The organism is Aliihoeflea aestuarii (assembly GCF_024105665.1).
In the GTDB taxonomy this organism is placed as follows: domain Bacteria; phylum Pseudomonadota; class Alphaproteobacteria; order Rhizobiales; family Rhizobiaceae; genus Aliihoeflea; species Aliihoeflea aestuarii.
In genome coordinates, this window is the sequence record NZ_JAAAMK010000003.1 from 230,419 (window position 1) to 252,929 (window position 22,511).

At 57.7% G+C, this 22,511-nt stretch carries 25 protein-coding genes, 1 tRNA gene and 2 pseudogenes; 16 read left to right on the top strand and 12 right to left on the bottom strand.

The window, feature by feature from the left end; genetic code table 11:
- Window positions 1-16: 16 nt before the first annotated feature.
- Together GTW25_RS08765 and GTW25_RS08770 are read right to left on the bottom strand one after the other, a co-directional pair.
- Entirely contained in the window at window positions 17-379 is a 363-nt protein-coding gene (locus GTW25_RS08765) for a hypothetical protein (protein ID WP_252911670.1), read from the bottom strand.
- Window positions 360-1,187: an N-acetylmuramoyl-L-alanine amidase gene (locus GTW25_RS08770; RefSeq protein WP_252911671.1), complete on the bottom strand. Its 828-nt coding sequence runs from the start codon at window positions 1,185-1,187 to the stop codon at window positions 360-362. Before GTW25_RS08770 ends, GTW25_RS08765 begins: the two co-directional genes overlap by 20 nt.
- A gap of 205 nt (window positions 1,188-1,392) precedes the next feature.
- Here GTW25_RS08770 and GTW25_RS08775 point away from each other — a divergent pair, with 205 nt between their 5' ends.
- Window positions 1,393-2,793, top strand: a complete 1,401-nt coding sequence (locus GTW25_RS08775; RefSeq protein ID WP_252911672.1) for a hypothetical protein — start codon at window positions 1,393-1,395, stop codon at window positions 2,791-2,793.
- Here the strand turns inward: GTW25_RS08775 and GTW25_RS08780 are convergent.
- Window positions 2,790-3,833, bottom strand: coding sequence for a glycosyltransferase family 2 protein (locus GTW25_RS08780; RefSeq protein WP_252911673.1), 1,044 nt, complete (start codon window positions 3,831-3,833; stop codon window positions 2,790-2,792). The genes GTW25_RS08775 and GTW25_RS08780 overlap by 4 nt on opposite strands.
- On the opposite strand from GTW25_RS08780, the gene GTW25_RS20670 reads away from it, so the two are divergent.
- Window positions 3,828-4,124, top strand: a complete 297-nt coding sequence (locus GTW25_RS20670) for a GtrA family protein (RefSeq protein WP_372493102.1) — start codon at window positions 3,828-3,830, stop codon at window positions 4,122-4,124. The genes GTW25_RS08780 and GTW25_RS20670 overlap by 6 nt on opposite strands.
- Before the next feature lie 179 nt (window positions 4,125-4,303).
- Here the strand turns inward: GTW25_RS20670 and GTW25_RS08785 are convergent.
- The 5 genes and pseudogenes from GTW25_RS08785 to GTW25_RS20575 form a co-directional block, all read right to left on the bottom strand.
- Window positions 4,304-4,402: pseudogene (locus GTW25_RS08785) on the bottom strand (glycosyl hydrolase 108 family protein); the annotation flags it as partial.
- Window positions 4,403-4,611: 209 nt separating this feature from the next.
- Window positions 4,612-6,270 carry a glycosyltransferase gene (locus tag GTW25_RS08790; protein ID WP_252911674.1) on the bottom strand — a complete coding sequence of 553 codons (1,659 nt, stop codon included), beginning with the start codon at window positions 6,268-6,270 and terminating at the stop codon, window positions 4,612-4,614.
- Window positions 6,261-7,901 carry a hypothetical protein gene (locus tag GTW25_RS08795; protein ID WP_252911675.1) on the bottom strand — a complete coding sequence of 547 codons (1,641 nt, stop codon included), beginning with the start codon at window positions 7,899-7,901 and terminating at the stop codon, window positions 6,261-6,263. Before GTW25_RS08795 ends, GTW25_RS08790 begins: the two co-directional genes overlap by 10 nt.
- A gap of 388 nt (window positions 7,902-8,289) precedes the next feature.
- A complete protein-coding gene (locus GTW25_RS08800) occupies window positions 8,290-9,327 on the bottom strand; it encodes a hypothetical protein (protein ID WP_252911676.1) in 1,038 nt (345 codons plus the stop codon).
- Window positions 9,328-9,427: 100 nt separating this feature from the next.
- Window positions 9,428-9,865: pseudogene (locus GTW25_RS20575) on the bottom strand (fibronectin type III domain-containing protein); the annotation flags it as partial.
- Window positions 9,866-10,423: 558 nt separating this feature from the next.
- Between GTW25_RS20575 and GTW25_RS08810 the strand changes: the two are divergent.
- From GTW25_RS08810 to GTW25_RS08850, 10 genes are all read left to right on the top strand, one after another.
- The gene (locus tag GTW25_RS08810) at window positions 10,424-10,876 is read left to right on the top strand and encodes a hypothetical protein (protein WP_252911677.1); all 453 of its coding nucleotides are present in this window, start codon (window positions 10,424-10,426) and stop codon (window positions 10,874-10,876) included.
- A 79-nt stretch (window positions 10,877-10,955) separates the two neighbouring features.
- Window positions 10,956-11,537 (top strand): tyrosine-type recombinase/integrase, encoded by a 582-nt coding sequence (locus tag GTW25_RS08815; RefSeq protein ID WP_252911678.1) that lies wholly within the window; start codon window positions 10,956-10,958, stop codon window positions 11,535-11,537.
- Window positions 11,538-11,834: 297 nt separating this feature from the next.
- A complete protein-coding gene (locus tag GTW25_RS08820) occupies window positions 11,835-12,533 on the top strand; it encodes a helix-turn-helix domain-containing protein (RefSeq protein WP_252911679.1) in 699 nt (232 codons plus the stop codon).
- A 437-nt stretch (window positions 12,534-12,970) separates the two neighbouring features.
- Entirely contained in the window at window positions 12,971-13,093 is a 123-nt protein-coding gene (locus GTW25_RS20470; RefSeq protein ID WP_290127955.1) for a hypothetical protein, read from the top strand.
- Window positions 13,090-13,371 (top strand): hypothetical protein, encoded by a 282-nt coding sequence (locus GTW25_RS08825; RefSeq protein WP_252911680.1) that lies wholly within the window; start codon window positions 13,090-13,092, stop codon window positions 13,369-13,371. Before GTW25_RS20470 ends, GTW25_RS08825 begins: the two co-directional genes overlap by 4 nt.
- Window positions 13,372-13,374: 3 nt before the next feature.
- Window positions 13,375-14,223, top strand: coding sequence for an HK97 family phage prohead protease (locus GTW25_RS08830; protein ID WP_252911681.1), 849 nt, complete (start codon window positions 13,375-13,377; stop codon window positions 14,221-14,223).
- Entirely contained in the window at window positions 14,220-15,404 is a 1,185-nt protein-coding gene (locus tag GTW25_RS08835) for a phage major capsid protein (RefSeq protein ID WP_252911682.1), read from the top strand. The genes GTW25_RS08830 and GTW25_RS08835 overlap by 4 nt, the downstream gene beginning before the upstream one ends.
- A 138-nt stretch (window positions 15,405-15,542) precedes the next feature.
- Window positions 15,543-17,480, top strand: a complete 1,938-nt coding sequence (locus GTW25_RS08840) for a tape measure protein (protein WP_252911683.1) — start codon at window positions 15,543-15,545, stop codon at window positions 17,478-17,480.
- Complete coding sequence (locus GTW25_RS08845; RefSeq protein WP_252911684.1) at window positions 17,477-18,271, top strand: hypothetical protein; 795 nt, start codon at window positions 17,477-17,479, stop codon at window positions 18,269-18,271. The genes GTW25_RS08840 and GTW25_RS08845 overlap by 4 nt, the downstream gene beginning before the upstream one ends.
- Complete coding sequence (locus GTW25_RS08850) at window positions 18,268-18,552, top strand: hypothetical protein (RefSeq protein WP_252911685.1); 285 nt, start codon at window positions 18,268-18,270, stop codon at window positions 18,550-18,552. The genes GTW25_RS08845 and GTW25_RS08850 overlap by 4 nt, the downstream gene beginning before the upstream one ends.
- Here GTW25_RS08850 and GTW25_RS08855 read toward each other — a convergent pair.
- Both GTW25_RS08855 and GTW25_RS08860 read right to left on the bottom strand, forming a co-directional pair.
- A complete protein-coding gene (locus tag GTW25_RS08855; protein WP_252911686.1) occupies window positions 18,544-18,954 on the bottom strand; it encodes a hypothetical protein in 411 nt (136 codons plus the stop codon). The genes GTW25_RS08850 and GTW25_RS08855 overlap by 9 nt on opposite strands.
- 224 nt (window positions 18,955-19,178) lie before the next feature.
- Window positions 19,179-19,415, bottom strand: coding sequence for a helix-turn-helix domain-containing protein (locus GTW25_RS08860; protein ID WP_252911687.1), 237 nt, complete (start codon window positions 19,413-19,415; stop codon window positions 19,179-19,181).
- A 95-nt stretch (window positions 19,416-19,510) separates the two neighbouring features.
- On the opposite strand from GTW25_RS08860, the gene GTW25_RS08865 reads away from it, so the two are divergent.
- The 4 genes from GTW25_RS08865 (at window position 19,511) to GTW25_RS20580 (ending at window position 21,986) form a co-directional block, all read left to right on the top strand.
- Entirely contained in the window at window positions 19,511-19,864 is a 354-nt protein-coding gene (locus GTW25_RS08865) for a hypothetical protein (protein ID WP_252911688.1), read from the top strand.
- Window positions 19,865-20,234: 370 nt separating this feature from the next.
- Window positions 20,235-20,693 (top strand): MerR family transcriptional regulator, encoded by a 459-nt coding sequence (locus GTW25_RS08870; RefSeq protein WP_252911689.1) that lies wholly within the window; start codon window positions 20,235-20,237, stop codon window positions 20,691-20,693.
- Between the two features lie 4 nt (window positions 20,694-20,697).
- The gene (locus GTW25_RS08875) at window positions 20,698-20,886 is read left to right on the top strand and encodes a hypothetical protein (RefSeq protein ID WP_252911690.1); all 189 of its coding nucleotides are present in this window, start codon (window positions 20,698-20,700) and stop codon (window positions 20,884-20,886) included.
- Entirely contained in the window at window positions 20,883-21,986 is a 1,104-nt protein-coding gene (locus GTW25_RS20580; protein WP_252911691.1) for a tyrosine-type recombinase/integrase, read from the top strand. Before GTW25_RS08875 ends, GTW25_RS20580 begins: the two co-directional genes overlap by 4 nt.
- A 7-nt stretch (window positions 21,987-21,993) precedes the next feature.
- On the opposite strand, the gene GTW25_RS08885 is transcribed toward GTW25_RS20580, so the two are convergent.
- Window positions 21,994-22,068: transfer RNA gene (locus GTW25_RS08885), tRNA-Glu, on the bottom strand.
- Window positions 22,069-22,116: 48 nt separating this feature from the next.
- On the bottom strand, window positions 22,117-22,506 hold the full coding sequence (locus GTW25_RS08890; protein ID WP_252911692.1) for a VOC family protein: 390 nt from the start codon (window positions 22,504-22,506) through the stop codon (window positions 22,117-22,119).
- Between the last annotated feature and the right edge of the window lie 5 nt (window positions 22,507-22,511).

The following is a 22,511-nucleotide window of genomic DNA, read 5'->3' on the forward strand; positions in this document are numbered from 1 at the left end:
GATCCAGCTCCTGCTGTCAGCCGACCGCTTCGGGATCGGGTTGCTGCGTCTTCGCAGCCTCGATCCGCGTGGCAGTGATATGCGGTCGGATGAGATCGAGAATACGGCTGTCATCGAGGCCAAACTTTTTCACCGCATCGGGAACCGACTGGCGTACGTAGCTGATGGCCGCTCCGGTGGCCCCATTCTTCGAACCGCGAGCCAGCGCAATCAGAGCCGCGTTTGTCAGCGCCGATTGCAGCGCGTCGCGGTGCTGTGCCTCGATGTCGAGGCCAAGCTTCTGGAACCAGCGGACGAGCGCCGAGACCAGAGCCGGTACGAGGATGGCAAGCAGAGCGGCGATAACCGGTGCGAGGATTTCAAAAACGGTGGTCCACATTGTCAGGCTCCAAGTGCTTCGAGTTCGTCCAGATCGCGATGGATGCGATCGATGATGGCGCGGTGCGGGCTGGGCTTCGTCGGTTCGAGCGCAGGTGGGCCGTCGACCATGGCGACGTGATCGCGATGCACCACACGCTGAAGCCGGCCGGCGTGGTGACGTTCAGCCAGACGCCATCAAGACCGTTCACCTCGACAAGCGTCCCGGCCTTCAGTGAGCCTGTGACATCGCCGTTTGGGCCGTTGCGTGTGTTGAGGACAGGTGCGGTGATTCTGCCTATTCCGCCGGCCGGGACAGGCTCTTGCGGCGCAGTGGGAGCATTGCCAGCCAAGAGCGCGGCGACCTCTCGGCGCAGCTTGTCGCCGGCTTCCTTGGCGCCGACAACGGATGGTTCGAACGGGAGTCGGATCACGTCCCACTTGGCGCGCTGTGCGATGCAAAGATTGGCCTGCACCTCGGCGTGGAAAAGGATGGTCTGCGGCGTCACCGGGATCTGATAGAACCGCGCATGCTCAGCGACTGCCCGCACGAAGGCGCTCCACTGCACGGCGGTCAAAGGGGCGCGACCGGCGCTGAACGGGCTCTCGATGGCCCCGGCCATACAACACATCGATAAACCGATGCTGTCGGTATTGCAGTTCAGGGTGTGTGCCGCGTAGCCGTTCTTGATCGAGCCGGAGTTCAAGTCGATCGACGGGACGCCGCGAATGATCTTACCGATCCCCTCGATGAGGACGTAATAGGCGCGCTTGTCGGTATCGCTTGCCGTGTGATTGCCAGCCGTCCAATGGCCGATAATCCGCTTCATGGGCACGCGCGGCATCCACGCTGCTGGGATGACAGACGTCATAGCAGTTCCTTTCCCGCCGCATCACGGCGTGAGTTGTACGTGTTAAGATTGTGGTTGGGGTGCGGGCGGTAGACGCTATGCCAGCGAAGCTTGGAGAGGATTGACAGGCAAGCCCCAAGCAGGCGAGACACGCCAGGAGTTACGACGGACCGGGGGACATTAGATGCACTCCAGAATCGCTTGGTTGCGAATGGAAATAGCGACGTTGGGCTTTTTGATAGCCTTGACGGTTTGGTCTGTACGTCCGCTTCTGGAAGAGTGGGGATTGTTCCACTCATACCTGATGCACGGGCTGTCCTACCAGCGGGATATTTTCTCGTTGATAGCGCTCAGGCCTCTGCACCTGACACCGTCCGGCATGCAGTGGATCCTTGGTGGCGGACATCCGATAGGGGTCGGTGTCGTTGCGGTTTTGCTAGTTGCCGCCCGCTACATAGTCGCAAGATGGGCTGTTGCGCCATTGCTATCTTCCGCTCATCAGTGGCTGTTCGCCATGAGTGCAACAGCGCTGGTCGGATGGCCAGGGTTATGGCTTGCACGCTTCCACCCTGCACAACTGTCTGCGGTATTCTTGTTCGCAGCGCTGGGTTTCTCAATCCGGCTTATTGTGAAGCCGCGAGCCGTCCACTTCGCTGGCGCTGCGTTCTCCGTTGTCGCCCTTTTAATGACCTATCAGGCATTGGCATTGGTCGTTGCAGCGCTGCCCCTTATTGCGCTGTTCGTACGAGATTTTGACTGGATATCGCGACTGAGGGGAGTGGCCATCAGCGCGGCTGCGCTGGGGGCTGGCTTAGCGCTGTATCTCCTATACGCCTACCTCGTGCGTGACTTGGCAACAGACAGCTACGAAGGCCTTCTGATTGCCCATCTGCGATCGGTCGGACTATGGAACGTCTTTGTCGAGAATGTGTCTACGAGCTACGCAACGGTAATCTTCGGCGGGTCTCTCTTTTTGATCTCGTGTTCGCTATTGATCGGGCTCGCCATCTTGACAGATTGGCGTCCTATGCACGCGGTCCTCGCTTCAATTTTAATATTGCTTACGCCCCTACTCTCTCTGGTCTACCTCAGCGTCGGTCACTTGAGAGACCCTGAAAGAGCACTGTTTCCAGCGACGGTAGGCGCGTCACTGGCACTTGCCGTTGTCTGCATTCAAAACAGGGCGCGCGCGCGCCATGGTGTTGCGGCGGTTGGTGTTTTGGCCATGCTCGCCGCGTCAACTGTGTCTGCGTACCAAGTACGGCAGATGTGGCTTACGCAAGACAGCATCATCAGGCAGGTGCAGGCCATTGCCGAGGAAGTTCAAGGGCCGTTGGTTATCATCGACAATTCTGGCCGCCTCGGAGACGTTTACACCTTCTTGGAGGGTACGCTTAGCAATGCCGTGAACGTATACGGCACCGACGCTGATATTATCATCTGCACGCCTGCCGATGTTGACCGGAAGCATCCATATGCAGATCGCTATCCGATTCAAACGACCAGGCGCTGCGAAGACATCGATATCTCGGATCGCGAAACTGCTTATGCTAATGGCTGGGACCGGATTGTTATTTCCCGCTAAGACCGTTCTGCTATGAGATAGCGTGGCCTACCCTTCGATGCGTCGTAAATTCGAGCAACATATTCGCCAACAATCCCGATTGATAGCAACTGTAGCCCCCCGATCCCAAGCAACAGCACCACCGTCGTCGCGTAGCCTGGCACCTCTCTGCCGAAAACGGCCGTTTGGACAATTACGATAACAAGATACAGCACGGCGATTGCTGCTGATCCCATCCCAATCGCGGACCATGCACGCAATGGCCACGAACTAAACGAAAGGATCGCGCCGAACGCGAGACGCAACATTTTAGGGGTGGACGATTTTGCGACGCCTCCTTCACGGCGCTGAATGTCAATCGGCACCAACTTCTTCCGAAACCCGACCCATCCAACCAGCCCCTTCATAAAAGGGTGGTCTTCGCGAAGTCTTCGCAGTGCGTTTACAACGCTTGGCTTCATGACGTTGAAGTCGCCCGCGCCCTCGTCAATTGGCGCATCACTGAGGCTTCTGAACAGGCGGTAGAACAATCGAGTCATTCGCTGCTGCCGATGTGTTTGGTAGTCACGATTGGACCGAACCCCGCAGACCAAGTCAACATCGGGGTCACGCGCAGCCTCGACCAACCTCAGAAGGTCTTGGGCGGTGTGCTGGCCGTCACTATCCATGTATGCAAGAGCGTCAAAATCATCGCCACATTCCAGAATCCCTGCCATCAGAGCAACTTCTTTGCCGAAGTTGCGCGAGAAGGAGATAAAGCTTATTCGCTCGTCGGAAAGCGCCAGTGCGCGGGCAATTGAGAGAGAGCCGTCTGTGCTACCATCGTCAACAAGAAATACCCTTGGCGATAACCCTGAACTCGCCACCTCCCGCACGATCGAAAGAACGAGGCTTTCAATATTTTCCGCTTCGTTGTGGAAGGGTAGAATGATGGTGAGGCGAATAGCCGTCTGATGGCCCTTCTCAACGCGGTTTACAGGCAGGCTCCCTACGTCGCGAGATACGCGGCTGTCGGAATTGCCTCGCTTAGCCTTTATGTCGCTGTCGCGAGCGTCATGCATCGCATCGTCTCCTTGGATGCGGTCATTGCTAACGCGATCGGATATTTCCTTGCAACGGCATTTAACTACGTCGCCAATTTCTATTGGGCTTTTCGAACTCGACGCAGCCATGCACAGGCTACATGGCGGTTCCTTGTCGTCGTCTTCGTCGGAGTTATCTTGAACGCGCTTTATGCAGTGCTCCTAGCCAGCCAGTTCGATGTACCCGTAGAGATAATTGCGACCTCGTTCGCGCTTTTGTGGCCGATGGTTTCGTTTGTTGCACTTAGGATGTGGGCTCTTCGCGGGTGATATTATCCCGGCTTCGAACCTACGATCACAGCGCTTCCGCCGTTCGAGGCAAAGTTACGCGGTCCAAGCGCATTTGCTACATAGTCGCATCCGACTTCCGCATATCGCGCGCCATTAGTGGAAGCCATGCCAAAACCAGCGGTTTCTCTGAAAAGAGTATCGCTGACCCGCAACAGTTCGGTGACGTTCGCGCCACGCCATGCGCGCAACGTTCCAATCGTAATGCCCATGTTCGTTGCGCCGCCGGGGTCGCTTGGGTGATCCACATAGCCGCCCTCGTTGGGGTTATACTTTTGGTGGCCGCTGGATCAGTTGCAGTTTCAGGATGTGCGGATAGGATCGCCCTCGGCTTGGATGGCTACGGAATGAACGCGAGAGTGATGGCGCTGATGCTATGCGCCGGCATCAAGGTCACGGTCGCATGGTTCGGCATCACACCAGCCGTCATGCCGACAAAGCGTGCCACGCGATGATCAGCGGCGGTCCTTCATCGTCCATGCCCGAGGCTCCCGTCTGGCTTTCCCTTTGAAGCAGCGAGATCGAGCGCGGCGACGTACTCACGCACGACGACCGACCAAGATCGCTTCACCAGTTCCTCATCATAAAAGTCTGTTTCCAATTTCAGAAGATCATTTCGATTCTTCAGCGCCCATTCGATCTTTGCAGCGAGCTCGCGCCAATCGTACGGATCGAACAGGATTGCTTCTCGCAAATGCTCACGCGTGATGATTTCGCTCGTGACCGGAATGTCGCCCATAATGGCTGGCGTGCCCACAGAGATTGCCTCCGTCAACGTGAACGGCATCGCGCCTTCGGCCAAGCTTGGGTTCACGGCAAGGTGAGCCAGCTTATAGCAAGCTGCTAATTCCTTCTGCGTTAGGCCGCGCAAACACAGAACATCATCGTCGAGATCGTTTTCCTTCAGGAACCGACCCAGTGGGCTATGTCGCGGATCCCCGGTTAAGATGAGTTTCAGCGACAGGCCGCGCTCGCGTCGAAGGAACGCGTATGCTTTTAGAAGGGTCTGAACGTTTTTGTTTGGTCTGAATTGACTGGCATAGAATAAGAATGCTGGCTCACCGAACGCCAAGCGAGGGGCAGATGCATTGTTAAGGCACTTCCCTAACGCCGCCGCCAAATACTGCTGTGAGGTGATTAGGGACGCCTTGTCGTTATCCGTAAAGCCCGTGACGGTAATATACCGATCAAGACGATTTGCTCCGTGAGGGATTACGGTGACTTTTGAAGTGGGGACACCAAATTTTTCACCTAGCGTGGTGTTACGAATTTCCACGCTATACGTGATAAAGTGGTCACCGCTCTCTATGATATCGGCAATCGCATCGAATGTCGTTCTTAGTCTGTCACCACCCTCCTGTTCGCTTGCAAACGGAAGCGGAAACTCGCTGAAAACGACGTCTGGTATGCAAATGACTTTGGGAGCTGCTATCAGATTGAAGTTTGGCCAGAACGCGGACGGCGTATACCAGGCAAGAACGTCATCCTGCTTATTTGCAAGTTCGCTTAGGTAACGTGATTCAGCATCCTGCATCGCCTTGTAGACACGCCCTCTAAGCGCTCCAACGATCGAACCTGCTACGTGAGCAACTTTAGAGATTTTGCCGCGCCAGCGTGTAGGGCTGATAAACCTCTGAGGCAGCAGACGACGCAATAATTTGCCGACGAGCCAGATCAGCAGCATGACGGTTACGAATGGCAGTGCGACCAAGGCAAGCGGAAGCAGTGCTAACAACACCCATAAACTTCTCACTCCGACTAAGCGTCTAATCTGCGACTTACCCCATCTCGAAACTTTTGCTCGAAGCCCTATTCGAGCAGGCCGAGAGCCGCGACGTCGCCTTGCATCAAGACGCTTTTTCAGCCTGTCGAGCCACGAGTAGCCCACCCAGAGAAGGGGTGGATTTTCGGGTATCAGCAGCTTGAATGCGTCTTCCCTGAGATTGAATTCTTCCCGCAGTTCTTCGTAAGGCTCGCGAAACCAGGAAGGCGCAGCAATCACAAACTCGACGTCATCCAAGTCCTGAGCTGCTTTCAGGAATTCCCCTAAATGCCTACCGAGCCCCTCAGCAGTGAAGTTTTTGATGGGACCATACGCAAGATAGATGCCGTACTTTCTCACAGGCATTCCTCAATTAGCTCCCAGTAGCTCTTGCTGTCTTCAAGGGTTGGCGGTGATCTCATCACGAGGAGGTTCGCTGGCGATACCCCTTCCATACCAACGAATATCGATGATGCGCGTTCTTCATTCGTGACCACTGCATTGGATAGGCTGGCAATGCCGGAAAGCCATTTATCCGGGAGATCACCGTTATCCAAATCAGCAGCGAGCGACGTACGATCGGCGTGCAAGATCAATGGCCGCAACGGAACCGGCGTGTGCTTCAGTTCTCCATTCGCCAGCACCCAGATATCGCAATCTAGGAAATTGTTCATGCCATCGTTTGGGAACACATATCGATCATGCCTCGGACGTGAAAAGGCGCGTCCGTAGTGCATCGCGCGATTAACATGCTGCGCGTCCGTGGCCTCCCACCCAAAATCGCGCGTCGCATATCGCGACTGAGGCTCCAGCCGATTAATTCCAGCACCTGCGGCACGACGAATTCCGATGACCACCTTTATTGATCGCCCGGCTTCCCTCGCCCCGTTGACTATCAAATCCGCAGCCTGTTCCGCTACTTGCAAGTCTGATGGCTCAGTCAAAATCGCAATTCTGACGGCTTTTGTCTCTTTGACCGCTTGTGGAGAGTTGGCAGAGGATAGCACTTTTGCCATTCCCACCTCCCACGCTGCCCTGCAATTTTCGGGCTTCATGGGCTCGAGCAATATATGCTGGCTTTCTCGAACCTCGCGAATGAATTTCTCATCACCCGCAAGGATCCGGTCCAGTTTTTTTCGCGCTTCACGGATTGTCGCGCTTCGGCCAGGTAGCTTTTTGCCACCGAAACGATCAAGTATCCCTCCCCCCATGAAAATGAGCGGCATCCCCGCAACGATTGCCTCGAAGGGATGGAAGTGAATGTGCGTTGGTTCGGTGCTGTGATAGAACATGACGCGCAATTGCTTCATATTACGCAAATGCTCGTCGTAGGGCAGATAGCCGAGCACACGATCGTCATCAACAGCGATAGATTGCGCACCGCCGATTACGCACGGCAAATTCGGAAAGTCTCGTCGGAACTTTCGATAAATTTCTTCATAGACCGGGTTGAAGTTAACGTCGGGGCAGACAAACAATGTTCGGCGATCAGTTCCCGTCCATTCTTCGGGTCGAGGTCGCGAGGCGCTATTCATTCCGAGCGGGAGAAAGACAGCTTTGCTTCGAAGGTAGCGATCTTCAACTTCGTGCAGATGATCATATGCCTCTGCGAACCAAAATCTCCCGTAGAGCTTCCTTATCGACGCATAGGCCGGCTCATAAAACGGATGCGAAGACAGGATTGAACTGTAGGTATTTCCGTTCGACAGCCCAAAAGTCCTCCAAAGGACTTGCCCCTCGAAATGTTTTTGTGCCGCTTCAAACGTGTCTGGCCGATAGAGCATTACGAAAGCGACATCAAAGTAGCGACTCGCAAGCTCCCAAGAGCGACGATTGCCGCCCTTGTACCAATCCGTGGCATTCAAAATAGCCAAGTCATCGGCTGGGATTGTCAGATACTGATCATGCTCCCAATCCACGGAGGCACTTCTGAAGTTCGGGTCGTCGGGATAAATCTTCGGCGTAAATACCTCGTTGAAGCCAATGCTCTTCAGCATCGACACCTCGAATTTCCGCGCTGCCGTATGGTTCAGCAACCACATAATGCGGGGTACATTGTCTACTCGTGGCAAAGCGTTGAGCCTCGTTAAGAGCCTGCGGGAAGCTAGCTACCTAGACGATCCCCTCCGCCTTGGAAAGCACACTTCAACCCTGCGAAGGCTTATGCCGAAATAGCTCCGATATTTGAAGCGATGAGCGTTCCACCGGCCCCGATCCATTGGAAGTGCCCCGAAGAGGCTCCTTCCTGGATTAGATTGCCACCAGCGTTCGCAACGTACCGCGCTGTCGAGACGATGTTCCTGTTCGAGCCAGCGCCTGTTTCAACGTAGCCTCTGCCTGTGTTCTCCCGCGACACAAGACCAATGAACTGACAGTCGGTGCTGCTCACAAGGAAACACCATGACCGAGATTGTAGTCCGACACGGTGTTTGTGAACTGAGCTCGGGCTGAATTTACGATAGGAATACCGTTGTTGTCAGGAGCGCCGGTGAGGCCGCGCGCACCGCGAATTTGCGTGTTGGCAAATTTCAGGTCGGAAGAATTACTGATGCTGAGAGGCTGACCGAGATTCTGGAAAATACACAGGAAGTCGGAGAAGACGTTGAATACATTGTCGATCACCAGACCCGGCTCGCGTGTGTTGTCGATCAGGACGCGCGTGAGCCAGATGGACGCGCGACCATTCGTGGTCCCGTAGATGCCAAGCCCGAGAGCATCATTCTGGTAAACGGATGCGGGCTGCACCGGTCCCACGACGTCGAATTTTTCGAGTTCCAGGCCGATAACGTCAGTGAACAGAGCGCCGCCCCATGTCACTTGCGCACTGTTGTATGTGTGATCGATCTTGAAATCACGAAACGTAATGAAGCCCCGCGAGCGCCGGGAACGAACCTGCCGGCCGCGCGTGAAGTAGCATAGGCAATCTTCGAAGATCACATCCACGATGTAGTTCGAAGAGGTGTCCTCGTCGCCAATGGCCTCGCCACAATGCATGAAGTCAACGTTATGCGCTCGAAAGCCAAAGACGTTGCCGTCCAGTAGCCCAAAACGAATTGCTGTTACGGAAGTCGGACAGGCTGAAAGATCAAACAGGACGCTCTCGATTTTCGCGTAGCCGCCGATGCTGTGCGAGCGCACGCGAACAGCCCAATAGGCCCCAGATGGTGTTTTCCACTGAACCTTACGCGTGCCAAATATCTCTTGCCGGGTTCCGAGAGTGATGTTGCCCGCCACGAAGCCGGTAGCAGTCCATGGGATAATCGCTTTCCCGCAAACGTCGAGCGCGGCTTGGATGCAGCTACTGTCGTCAGTAACGCCATCAACCGCCGCCCCGAACGCTAAGATCGTCGGAGCAACTGCCGGTGCGTACACCCTTTCCCAATAGAAGCCGGCCGTATTGCTGACGACGTAGATGCCTTCCATCCCGTCGACAACAGGCGGCGTGCCTACCTTCAATAGAAACTGTCCCTCGCGGCCGGGTTCCTTGAGATAGGCGGATGTGATCGTCTCTGTATCGAGCGCCTTCCCACTGATAGGAAGCGCTCGGCATGGACTGGACCTGTAAGGTAACGCCCGTGAGGATGCCGCCCTCGCCAAGATTGAAGCGGAAGTCCTGCACCTCAAAGACACTGTTGATCCCGAACAGCGGATACTGGATGCGGACGAACCGCTCTCCAATCGCTGCCAGTGCACGCAGGTTCATCTGGAACGTGCCGACCCATGCCGGATTGGCCCGATAGTAGGCCAGCTTCATCAGCCGGCGCGTCTGACTGTGCGATGGCGACATATGGAACTGGAGGTCCGAACTGATTTCTCCACGCTCGGAAACATCATCTTCGTCGGCCCAAGGATCGGCATCGGCCGCTTGATAGTCCTGGTTCGGTTCGAGATAGGTCGCGCGGATCGTGTTCGCCGTGGTCAGCACGTCCCGGCCTCGGCCGAGTTCGGAGAATCCGGTAATCGCGTCAGGCCCGAGAACGACCGTCGGTTCTGCCCATGTGCCAATGTCGAGTGTCAGGCCACCGTCAGGCGTCGGCACCAGCCTGCCATCGCATGATTGAAGCATGCGGCCGAGAACGTCGGCTGGACGCTCGTTGAGCTGATAAGACCCCCACAGGCGATAGCGCGGTTCCGTGCCGCCTGCTGCCAGCGCAATCGCCTGCGCTGCGCGATTGAACGCCGCAACCCAGCCGGCCTGAGCGAGAGGCGTACCGATGATTGATGCCGGTAGACGCATACCGTCGCGATGGGTGAGATAATCGCGAATGATCAATGCTGCGCTATAGCGTTTATCGTCGGCGTGATGATCGCTTGCGCATGGAGGGTGGGATGAGCCGGCGCGCCGCGACATTCACCGCCGAGGATGTGACCCGCGCTTTGCGTGGTGCCGTAAGGCAAAGGTGCCTATCGCCCGCTGCGAAATTACCACCGATGGCAGGATCGTCCTGATCCCCGGCGAACCTGACAATTCACCATCTGGAAGAATACCTCTTGCAAAAGAAGAAGAGGGGCATCTGTAATGTCCCCTATGCCAAAGAAGCGACTGCCATTTATCCAGCGAGAAACGAGTCGTCACGGTCGCGTCGTTTGGTATTTCCGCCGACCGGGCGGTCCTCGCATTCGTCTTCCTGAGACATACGACACGCCGGCCTTCTGGCATGCATACAATGCTGCTCTGGCAGGCGAGGTCGAGGATAAGCGGGCCGCACTGCCCCAGCATCGGCACGGCTCCCTGTCATGGCTGATCCGACAATACAAGCAGAGCCAGGCATTTTGCGAGCTTGCTGACAATACACGCAAGACCCGCGACGCGATCCTGCGCCAGATCGACCAGTCCGGCGGCGCCCTGACGGCAGCAAACATAACGGCAAAGCACATTCGGGAAGGACTGGAGAAGCGCGCGGGAGAGCCGGGAGGCCAACGGAATTTCCTACAGACCATGCGTGGCCATTTTCCAATGGGCCGTGCCTGATCACGTCGATACTGATCCGACTGCGGGCTTTCGCGTGAAGATGCCGAAGACGGCCGGGCACCTGACGTGGACTGTCGAGATGATCGAGCGTTACCACGAGCGCCATCCGCTCGGGACGAAAGCGCGTCTGGCGATGGACCTCGCGCTCTATACCGGCCTACGCCGATCGGACATCTGCCGAATCGGGCCGCAGCACATTTCGAATGGTGTCATGACCATTCGAGCCAAGAAGGGCGGGGAGATAGTCGAAATAGTCTTGCCGGTGCTCGAGCCGTTGCGACAGAGCATCGCCGCGTCGAAGGTCGGCAATCTGGCATTTGTCGTCACCGAGTATGGCAAGCCTTTCACTGTAGCAGGCTTTGGCAACTGGTTCGCCGATCGGTGCAACGAGGCAAAGGTTGACGGACGAGCGCATGGCCTGCGCAAAGCTGCTGCCACCTTCGCGGCAGACAACGGCGCGACAACGCACGAACTGAACGCAATCTTCGGCTGGTCAGGACTTCAGCAGGCAGAGCTTTACACGCGCGCCGCGAACCGTCGAAAGGCGGCGCTGGCGAAGACGCATCTCATGATGCCGGATCATATGCGGAACACAAATACCCGCACCCACGATGACGGTACGGGTAACAGCGCAGAAAGCGCCAAGAAATCAACTGCTTGAAAATTGGATGGTACTCCCAAGGGGAGTGAGTGAGTCAAGCAATTCCAGCGGCTTACCTCGTCCAACCACCACTTATCCGCAAACTGAAAACATTAGGGAAATTCTGGCGTTGTCCAGCCTCCCTATCGGTGGCTCGACAGGTCTTTGCCATGTGAGCACGGATGCGATCTCAACTGCTGCCGAGTGGTATCGCGCAAACCGCGATCAATGCGAACGACCGATCATTCCCGCCATCAGGCGGCGGTTTGGCCTGACGCCACACGAAGCAGTCTGCGCGCTTCGTGAGGCCGCTGGCTGATGTCACGCTTGCCAGAGAGCAGTGTCCTGATCGCGCTGAAAGCGATCGGGCTAGCGCCTGGCTTTACGGGCGACACGCGGCGCGTTGCCGCCGCCATCCTCGATCATTTCAATCACAAGACCGGCCGCTGCGATCCGAGCAATGAACGTCTTGCAAAGCTCCTCGGAATATCCGTCCGGATGGTGCGCAAGGCGACGAAAGAGCTTTGCGAAGGCATGACGCCGCTATTCGAGAAAATCAGCCACGGCGGTCACTCTCATTGCGCGAGCTACACCCCGCTTTGGGCGACCTTCGCAAGCATCGTCGCGGAGTGGAATTCGGCGATGAAAGGTTCACCCGTTGAAGCGGCAAACAGGAACAACCGTTCCTGTTCAACAGGAACAGATGTGCCGGTTGAACAGGAACAGATGTGCCTACAAACCAGTCTTAGGAACCAGTTGAAAGAACCTGAGCTGGTTGAGGGGCAGAGAACCAACCTTCATCGACCCCGTCAGGTTGATACTTCGAATGGGCTTATGACCGAGAGGCGCTTGCCGTCGAGACAGAAGGCAATGCTACTCCCGGTTGTGGGCGGGAGAAGCGCCGCAAAGGCGGATGCTGCGGAGGCGGCGCGCCATCGCAGGATCGCTGCCGAAATCAACAGTTTGCCGAAGCATGAACGCGAAGCCGCATGGCTGGCGCAGATGGGGGAAGGCTGATGCGGATCGGGAATTGTGCCGTTTGCGGTGAAAGCTTTGAGGCTGGCTCGCGTGGTCGGCAAGCGATGCACTGCTCGGCCGCTTGCAAGGCTGAATTGGTCCGCCGTCAGCGAAATGCCTGGCGCGCGGCTAATCCGTCGAAGATGGCAGCTCAGCGAGCGCGAGCGCGAGCAGGCCGTCCGTTGTTCGTGGAGGTTCCATGCCTGATCTGTGGTGGCCCAGTCATCCAGCCGCGCCGGGGCAGAGGACGCCATGCCCGAACGTGCTCGGCCGCTTGCTGGCAGGAGCAGCACCGCCGGACGAACCAAAAGCACAAGGCCAAGCTGAAGGCGGGGGGCGGGTCGAAAGTCAGAGCCGACCCAACCGCTAGACCCGTCCCCCTCTCATTCGCAGATTTTTTTCCCGCTCAGGTGGATTTTCACCCGACCACAGCAGTCATGGCTGACGCTAGCGATGCCGAAACCCTTGAAACGCAAGGGGTTGAGGAAAGCGGGTTGGCTGAAAGCGCCGAATATTTCCCGATTTCTTTTATTTTTGAGCCAGAGGACCCGACGTCATGAAGCCCCGAAAAGTTACCGCCGAAAGCGAGATGGAAGAGCGCCGCCGCGCGACATGCGATCTAATCCTGACGCGCGCTGCGCAGTTGATGGTCGACGAAGCAGAAGCCCCGGTCGGAATGGTCCTGGACCGATTGCTGACATACGCGGCGGCGCAGGCCTGCACGATCGACGGATCGCCGACGACCGCGAGGAACTTCCGCCTCCTCGCCGACCGGATCGAGGCGGGAATTTTCCACAGCCTCACAGGCGAAGATCGCGTCGCCGGATCGAGGCATTGACGGATGGCAACGAACGGACGTAGATTCGTCGCTGGCTCGATCGAGAGCGCAACTGGCCAAGCCGGGGCGCATAGCGACGATCCACCTTCGAATGCACCGGCGACCAAACCGGGCGCGAAGCATCAAACGGGCGAACGCGCCCGCGCTTTGTCGTTTCTCGAAGGTGCTGCCATGTCTCAAAGTTTGAAAATCAAGAATTCTGCGGAAATCCGGCTCGCGCCGGTTCTGGAGGTCCGTGCTCGTGATGCCGATGCTGGTGTAATCGAGGGCTACGCCAGCGTGTTCGGCGGTGCTCCTGACAGCTACGGCGACATCATCGCGCCGGGTGCCTTTAAGCGGACATTGGCTGAGCACAAGCTCGAGAACTCGACCCCTGCAATGCTCTGGTGCCACAAAGGCGATGCGCCTGTCGGTCGCTGGCTGGAGCTGCGCGAAGACGCCACCGGATTGTTCGCTCGTGGCAAACTCAATCTCGAAACGCAGGTCGGCCGCGAAACGCATGCTCACGTCAAGGGCGGCGACGTTTCCGGCTTCTCAATCGGCTTCGTTCTTCCGGACGGAGCGCACACCCGCAATTCCGATGGCACGTGGACGATCACCGACCTCGATCTATGGGAAATTTCGGTGACGCCGATCCCGGCAAATCGACGCGCACGCGTCAACGCCGTGAAATCCCTCGGCTCAAAATCCGAACTGATCGACATGCTCCGCGAAGGCGGGCTTCCGAAAGCGGCGGCGGCACGCGTTGCCGCTGGCGGTTGGCCAGCGCTTGCCGGTCAAGATCATCAAAAAGCAATCGACCTGGCTGAGCGCATTCGTCTCGCCACGGCAACCCTAAGGAATTTGAAATGAACAAGCTTGCACTCGCACATCTTACGAGCTCGGGCCTTGCACTGCTTATGGCTGGTGCACCCATGCATCGGAAAGAGGATCCTATCGAACTGCTCACGAAGTCGTTCGAGGATCATAACAAAACGATCGATGACCTCCTCGCGAAGCACTCGCAGAAGGCAGAAGAGATGCATGCGCGTCTGTTCGAGCTGGAGCAGAAGGGCGCGCGTCGCTCGTATGGAGGGTTCGGCGGTGGTTCGCCACTCACAGCCGGCGCGGAAGTAGCGCAGAAATCGAACGAACTCGCCAGTGTCTACGATGACAAGCGCGCGAAGGCTCGTATCGAGGTCAAAGCCATCACGTCTGGACCGTCGTCGGCCGGCGCGCTGGTATCGCCGGATCGCGAAAGCGGGATCCTTATGCTTCCGAAGCAGCGGCTCACGATCCGCGATTTGGTCGGCAAGGGACGCACGTCAAGCAATTCGGTCGAGTACATGCGGCAGACTGGCTTTGCGAACAACGCAGCAACGGTTGCGGAAGGCGCATTGAAGCCGGAATCGGATATCACCTTCGATTTCAAAGACACGAAGGTGAAGACGATCGCGCACTGGGTCAAAGCCTCGCGCCAGATCCTCTCCGACGCACCGTTGATCCAGACGACGATCGATACTGAGCTGCGATATGGTCTCGCGATCGCTGAGGAACGGCAGTTGCTTCTCGGCGATGGCGTCGGTCAGAACCTGTTAGGCCTCGTTCCGCAGGCGACCGCCTATGACGCTGCTCGCAATGTCACGGGGGACACTCGGTTCGATACGTTGCTGCATGCCATCGAGCAGGCCGAAGTAGCCCTTCTGCCTGCCAGCGGGATCATCCTCAACACCTCCGACTGGTTTGCCATGCTCGGCATCAAAGACAGCGATGGTCGTTACATTTCGGGCGGTCCGCTTGCCAATGTGCCGGAGCGTGTCTGGCGTCTGCCGATCGTGTGGACGAACGCAATGCCGTCCGGCAGCTTCATGGTCGGTGCATTCGAGACAGCAGCGACGATCTATGATCGTGAAGATGCGATTGTTGAGCTGGGCTACGAAAGCGACGACTTCATTCGCAACCTGCTGACCATCCTCGGCGAGCAGCGCCTTGCCTTCGCCGTGAAGCGTCCTGAGGCGCTGATCTACGGCTCGTTCCCAGCGCCGCAGGGTTAAATCGAACGCTGCGCGTGTGACCGCGTCCCTTCGCGGCATGATTGGGACGTTGCTTCAACCACACGACGCGCGACGGCGGCGGTCACTTCTCCCCGGCAATGACCGCCGCCACCTTCCCAATCACCAAGGATCTGCGAGATGAGCGCTCAAAGCACGGTTCGCATAGTTCACATTCGAGGCACGCAAGAGGGTCTCGACAAACTGGAGCAGGATCTGCGGTCGGTTTCCGATGCGCAGGACAATCTTGCCAAGAGCAGCGAGACAGTCGCCCGCACCACGGAAACGACGTCACGGCGTCAGCTTTCAGCGGCCGGCGCATATGACCGCCTGCGAAATCAGATCGATTCGCAGTTCCGCGCGCAAAGCCAGTTGGAGCGCGGTCAGCAGACGCTCGATCGCGCCTTTCAGCAGGGTCTCGCCACGCAGGCCGAATACAATCGCGCCATGGGGCAACTACGTGAGCGCTACCTCTCAGCGACCGCCGCAAACGACAATTTCCGCGCCTCGAACGACAACACTGCCGCATCGGTGGATCAATCGACCGGGCTGATAGATCGCCTGAAAAGTTCGGTCTCGCAGCTCGTGCTGGCCTATCTGAGTTTTCAGGGCGTCAAGATGCTCGGCAACATGGCCGATCAATGGAGCGAGATACAGGCCCGCGTTGTCAACGCGACCGGATCGTTCGAAGGTGGGCAGGCGGTTCTTGAACGCCTCGGTCAAATGGCGCGGCGTACCTATTCGGACCTCGACCGCACGGCCGAAAGCTGGCTGTCGAGTTCAACGTCTTTGACGGCGCTCGGCGTCTCGATCAGCGACCAGCTTGACCTGGTCGAAAGCTTCAACAATGCGCTGGTCATCAGCGCGACACGCGGGCAACGCGCCGAAAGCGTCCAGCGCGCTTGGTCCGACGCCATTTCGCTCGGCAAGATGAACCTCGACCAGTTCAACACGGTCATGACCGGCAGTGACCGGCTTGCGCAGGCACTTGCCGATTCGATGGGAGTGAACGTCCTCGAGCTGCGCAAGATGGCGTCTGATGGCAAGATCACGCGCGAGGTAATGCTTGGCCTTTCATCGCAGCTCGAAACACTGCGCGAAGAAGCCGACCGGATGCCCGCGACGATCGCGGACGGAATGACGCTCATTCGCAATTCGCTGCTGATGACAATCGGCATGATGGATCAGGCGGGCGGCGCATCGGAAAGCTTCGCGGCCGGTCTCGTCATCATCGCCGACAACATGCAGCGGATCGTGACCTACGCAGCGACTGCCGCGACCGCCTACGGAACCTACTACGTTGGTGCGATGGTGGCAGCTCAGCTTGCCACGCATGGCCTCACAGGGGCGCTTGCGTTGCTTCGGACGGCGTTGATCCGGATCGGTATCGGCGCGGCCGTCGTGCTGTTGGGTGAGCTGGTTCACCAGCTTATCGAAGCGCGTCGCGGTGCGGAGAGCTGGGGCGATGCCTTCGCGGACATATTTGATCGCTCCAAGTCCATTTTAAGCGCCTTCTCCTATTACTGGCAAAGCGCGGTGGCGCAGCTCGGCGCGGACTGGAACCGGATGCTCGCATCAATCGTCGAGGGCACCGAATGGGCGCTGTCAGGTGTTCTAGGCATGTTGGGCATCGCGACCGATAGCCTCGGTGAACGCGCGCGCGAACTGCGTCAGGAAGCCGAGACGGCTACCGCTTTGTCAGCCGCTTTGCAGGGCAAGGGTGACGCTGCCTGGGACTATGCGTTTCGCAGCCGAGAAAGCCCGACAGTCCTGCCGGCGATCACCACGACCGCTACGCTGCCATCCGCGATCGATGAAAAAGGGTTGGCGAAGGCCGCGCACGAAGCGAAGAAGCTGGAAGAAGCGTACGACCGTCTGACGTCGAAGGGCTACGATTTCATCCGGGCGCAGGAGCTGGAAGCGCAGTTGATCGGCCTGACCACCCTTGAGGCGAACAGCCTGCGATACGCGCAGGACTGCCTCGGCGATGCCAAGAAAGGCGATATCAAGCTCTCGGCAGGACAGAGAAGCGCAATTCATAAACTGGCTGCGGCCCATGAACAGGAGAATGATCTATGAGCGCCATCGTCGCCTATGAGGCTCCGAAAGCGTCGTTCGTCTTCACGGATGGTGCCGTCTACGATGTTGACGGCCGGCTGACACGCATGAACCGGAAGGTCACCGTTTCAAACAAGGTGCCTCTCGCGATCGCGTCGCGCGGTAACGCGGGCTTGGGCCAGATCCTCGTTGAAGGGCTGCTCGAACGCATCGAGGCCGATGGCTTCGACAAAGCCATGTCGATGTTCGAAGCCGAGCTGCCGGAGCTGATGGCGAGCGTCGACGACGCGGGAACGCTATTCCACACGCAAGTTTTCATCGCAGGACTGTCGGAAACGCACGGCATTCGAAACGTGTTTTTCCAGATCCCCGGCAGTGACCGTTGGCCAAGCGACAAGATTCATCACCAGCCGGATTTCTTCACTGGCTTGAACTGCGACGAGGGGCTGACGCTGGATGACATGGGTGTCCGGCCGGTTCGCGATGGTGATGTGTTCCACGAATGGATTCGGGATGCTGGCCTTTCTATGATGCAGTTCGCCCGGAAGAACCCGAAGCCGTCGCCATACTTCGAAGGGCTGTTCAGTTCGACGGGCGGGCATGTGGACATGACGACGGTGACGGCGCAGGGCGTCAAGGTCGATACCATCCATCGATGGGATGACACGGTTGGCGAGCTGATCGATCCGACGAAAGATCGACCAATCGCGAAGGTCATCCCGATCATGCCGCCGGCCATTGCCGGTATGAGCCGGCAGCAGCGCCGCGCAATGAAGGCAGCGTCGCGTCAAAACCGGAAGCGCGTCGCATGATCGAAACAGATCTCGAATGGGGCGAAGCCAAGAACCGGGACGAGTTCATCCAGATCGGGTCCGCATGCGGCTATTCGCTGGCGAAACAGATGCGCGCCCGTTGCCCCGCGGGCATGTCCGTGGCGATCGGGACGTTCCTCGGTGAGGCGACGGCGTCACTTTCTGATGCCCGCGCCGAAATGCTGTCGCGGGGTGTGACAGCTTCTGACGCCGATGCCTGGCAGGATGCTGCCATGGACGTCGTCAACCGTGCCGCAAAGTTCTGGATGGCTTTAGCGTAGGCCGAACGGCGCAGGAGTAGTGTCCCGGATCAGCTGGGCTCGACGTTCCGTCGACCTGCGTTTGACTTCCTCGCCCTTGGTCGTATCCCCATCGGGGAGTCGAACAGGTACGCTGAACGTGAGGCGATTAGCGCCGGTATGCTTGCGATCGGCAGCTGCCTCTGCTCCGAATCCAAAAACTTTCAACCCCGCGCCGGCCGCTCCGGATACCTCGGCGGTGACAGCCACGTCGAAATCGATACGCGTAAAAACACCGTGAGTGCCAGCGTTGAAGAGATTGCCACCTGTCGCAGCCGATAGCGAATTTGCGTTGACCAGATCGCCTTGATCAGCGGATTGGGCTTCAACGATGCCCGCAATTATCTCGCGAATGCTTTGAGAAACGAAATCTTTGAGCTCCATCCCCGTGCCTCCCACAATTTATGCGGGGTATTTATTCAGCCCAGCACGTCCTTCGCAAGCCATCTCCGACGGCTGACTTCCGATAAGGAAGGTTATCGGAAGTCAGGATATAGGGATGGCATATGGATGCCAGCTATTCCCAGCCGGAATGGCTTCTCAAACATTCCACGCTGGAATGTCTTTTGGAACTGAATCGTATTTCCAGCAAGAATTCGTTTTGAATTCTACGCCGCTACGGAATCCTTGCGAAGCCGGACCCCAGGGCCTTGATCGTCGTCGTTGATGAAGATGACGCCGGCGCTTTCCAGCGTGTTCTGAATTGCGTCGATGGTCCGCTCTTTTAATTCTTCTCCAGCTTCAAAACGGGATATCGTCGCGGGGGCTACCTTCGCAAGTTCTGCGAGGTCTCGGATGCCTAATCCCAACGCTACACGTGCCATTTTTGACTGAACGGGTTTCATTTGAGAGCAATGTTCCAATTTGAGATTGACGATATAACGCTGCTTTGTTATGAGAGCATTGTTATCAATTTGTAGCTCAAATATAGGAGCAAATCATGCGATCCGCAATGGAATTCGCCAGTGGCGAAGCTTTGCCCGAGAAGGATTCAATCCCGTCGATTATGGAATTGAGTTCCATACCGAAGGTTTCGAGGCGCGGTGCCATATCGGCTTTGGCAGCGTCCCTAGCACTCATGTCGGAGCAAGCTAGGGCGGCCGAAACTAAATTACCTCCCACCGACGAAATCCCTTTAGATCGCATTGGCAGGCTTTCCGAAGAATTGTCGCAGGCACTCGTCGACTGGACCGGAGGGCAGTTCAAGGCCGTGATCTATCCGGCCAATCATTTGCGTCATCCGTCACGCCTCGCGCTAATCGACTGTGTTGTCGACGAAGGAGCTGGACTGTGAGCCGGCTCCTGCCTCATCGTGCAATGACGGCCGATGATGTTATCCAGTGTAGCTATGATGCGCTTGCGATAATTGACCTTTGCGAAAACGCCGCATGGGACCTGTCAGAACGGGGCGAGAATGCGCGCTTGGCAGGCAGCATAAGTACCGCATTGAAGCTAGCCACTGAGCTTCTTAGCACCGTCCACGACACTTTGGAGATCCATGAAGGCGCGGACGCGTTCGCTAAGCGATGCGCCCTCAGATCGTGATCCGCGATGGTGTCGGAATCCGACACCATCCAACTGGGGAATTTCCCCAGTTCGAAACGGAGTCGCTTGACATCGTTCTATATTCGTTGTTGTCTGATGACAACGAACAGGAGCGATTCATGGACGAGCCGAAATACAAGATCGGGAAGGTGGCGCAGGTATCGGGCATCCCGGTCGCGACGCTAAAAAACTGGGAACGCAAGGAGCGGCAGCTCATCAAGCGCGAGGATGGTGAGCAGTTTACCTTCCGGCGTGCGTTTCAGGTCGTCCTCACTGCCGCGCTCGTCCGCATGGGTCAGCGTTTGGAGGTCGCAGCGAACGCCGCATTCCAATTCACGGATATCGGCAACGGCGCGCTCGCGGGGCTAAACAGTGATCGCGGACCCGGCGAGATGTTCGACGAAGGCTGGACGGTTCTCTGCATCTACCCAGGTGATTTGGTTGAGGTGAAGAACGTCATGCCGAAGGACGCAGCCACGCTGCTGTTTACGCCCCTCGGACACAACCGCGCCGATGCAGCTACCCTACTTAACGTAACTTTCCTCGGCGAACGCGTCCGCGAGGCGCTGGAGAGCTAAGACAATGGCAAATCGGCAAGCACTGATCACGAAACGTGACGCCACGAGCGTGTTTGAGGCCGCCAAGGGGGCCGGGTTTGGTTGCGTCCGGTTCATATCGACGCCGGATGGCCGGCTTGAAATAGTGGTAGAACAACGGCGCATCCCGGCAGCAGATGGCACCGCCAATGAGTGGGATGAGGTCATCGAGTGAAACGCGGCAAGAACCCATATCCGGGCGTCAGCGAGAATGTCGATCGGCACGGAACCGGCCGGTGGCGATTTCGGAAAAAGGGTCTGCCGAGCGTATATCTTCCCGGGCCTTACGGCTCCGCTGCCTTTCGAACTGCCTATGATCAGGCGTTGAAAGGCGCGAGCGCAGTTTCACCTTCAAGACGCTTCGAATACGGAACGTTTGATTGGCTGATAGAGCAATATTACCGATCCGCGACCTGGCAGAAGCTGGCCGCCATAACGCAGAAAAATCGTCGCGCGGATCTTGAGCGCTTTCGCCGCGAACATGGGTCGAAACGGGTAGCGTTGCTTCGCGCGATGCACGTCGAGGCGCTTCTGTCCAAGAAATCGGAAACCCCGGCGGCTGCCAATGCGCTGCTCAAGCTGATCCGTCGCCTGTGTCGATTTGCGATCCGGAAAGGATTGATCCGCGTCGATCCGTCGATTGGCGTTGAGCGATATGGCGAAAACCCGGATGGATTCCACACATGGACTGACGACGAGGTTGCGCAGTTCGAGGAGCATCACGGTGTCGACTCGAAAGCGGTTCTGGCTATGCGCCTTGTTCTCTACACGGGCGCGTCACGTCAGGACGTTTCTGGGTTGGGATGGCAAAACGTGAAGGCCGGCCGCATCGCCTATCGGCGTGGAAAGACCAGCGGCGAAGTCGATTTGCCTATCCTTGACGAGCTGTATGAGGTCCTGTCGGCAGTCCCGGCCGACCGGATGATTTTCATCGTTCATAGCGGCGCGAAGCCGTACAAGCCGACGACATTCGGCAACTGGTTCCGCGACCAGTGCGTCGCTGCGGGTCTTCCACACTGTTCATCTCACGGCCTCAGAAAGGCGGGCGCAACGCGCCTGGCGAACGCCGGAGCGAATGAATTGGAGATCATGGCGTTCCTCGGTCACACCACGCCGAACGAGGCTCGGACATACATCAAGAAGGCCAACCGCATACGGCTCGCCGATCGCGGGATGGAGCGCCTTATCAGCGCAAAACGGGAACAGGGTGTGTCCAACCTTGTTGCGCGGCTGGACAAACACCGCGCTAAGGCGCTGAAAAATCAGGAGAAATAAATGAGAATGGTACTCCCAAGGGGAATCGAACCCCTGTTTTCGCCGTGAGAGGGCGACGTCCTGACCGCTAGACGATGGGAGCAGCAGGCAGGCATATAAAGGCGATAGGCGCGAAACGCAACCGTCTCGTCTACGCTTTTCGACGCGGCTCGATCAGATCGAAAAGGTTGCCGTAAAGGTCCGCGAAAACCGCGACCTTGCCATAGGGCTCGACGCGCGGCGCTTCGATGAAGTTCGTCCCACGCGCCAGCATCGACGCGTGATCGCGGTCGAAATCGTCCGTTTCGATAAAGAACGAGACACGGCCGCCCGTCTGCCTTCCGATCGCCGCCCTTTGATCGCCGTCGGCGGCCTCGGCAAGCAGGAACGCCGGCCCATCCTTGTGCGGCGCGACACGCACCCAGCGCTTGCCGGCATCGAGCCGGGTGTCTTCCAGAAGACGGAACCCGAATACATCCACATAATGCGCGATGGCGCGGTCGTAATCGTCCACCACCAGCGTGATCGTCGCAAGGCGCATGACGG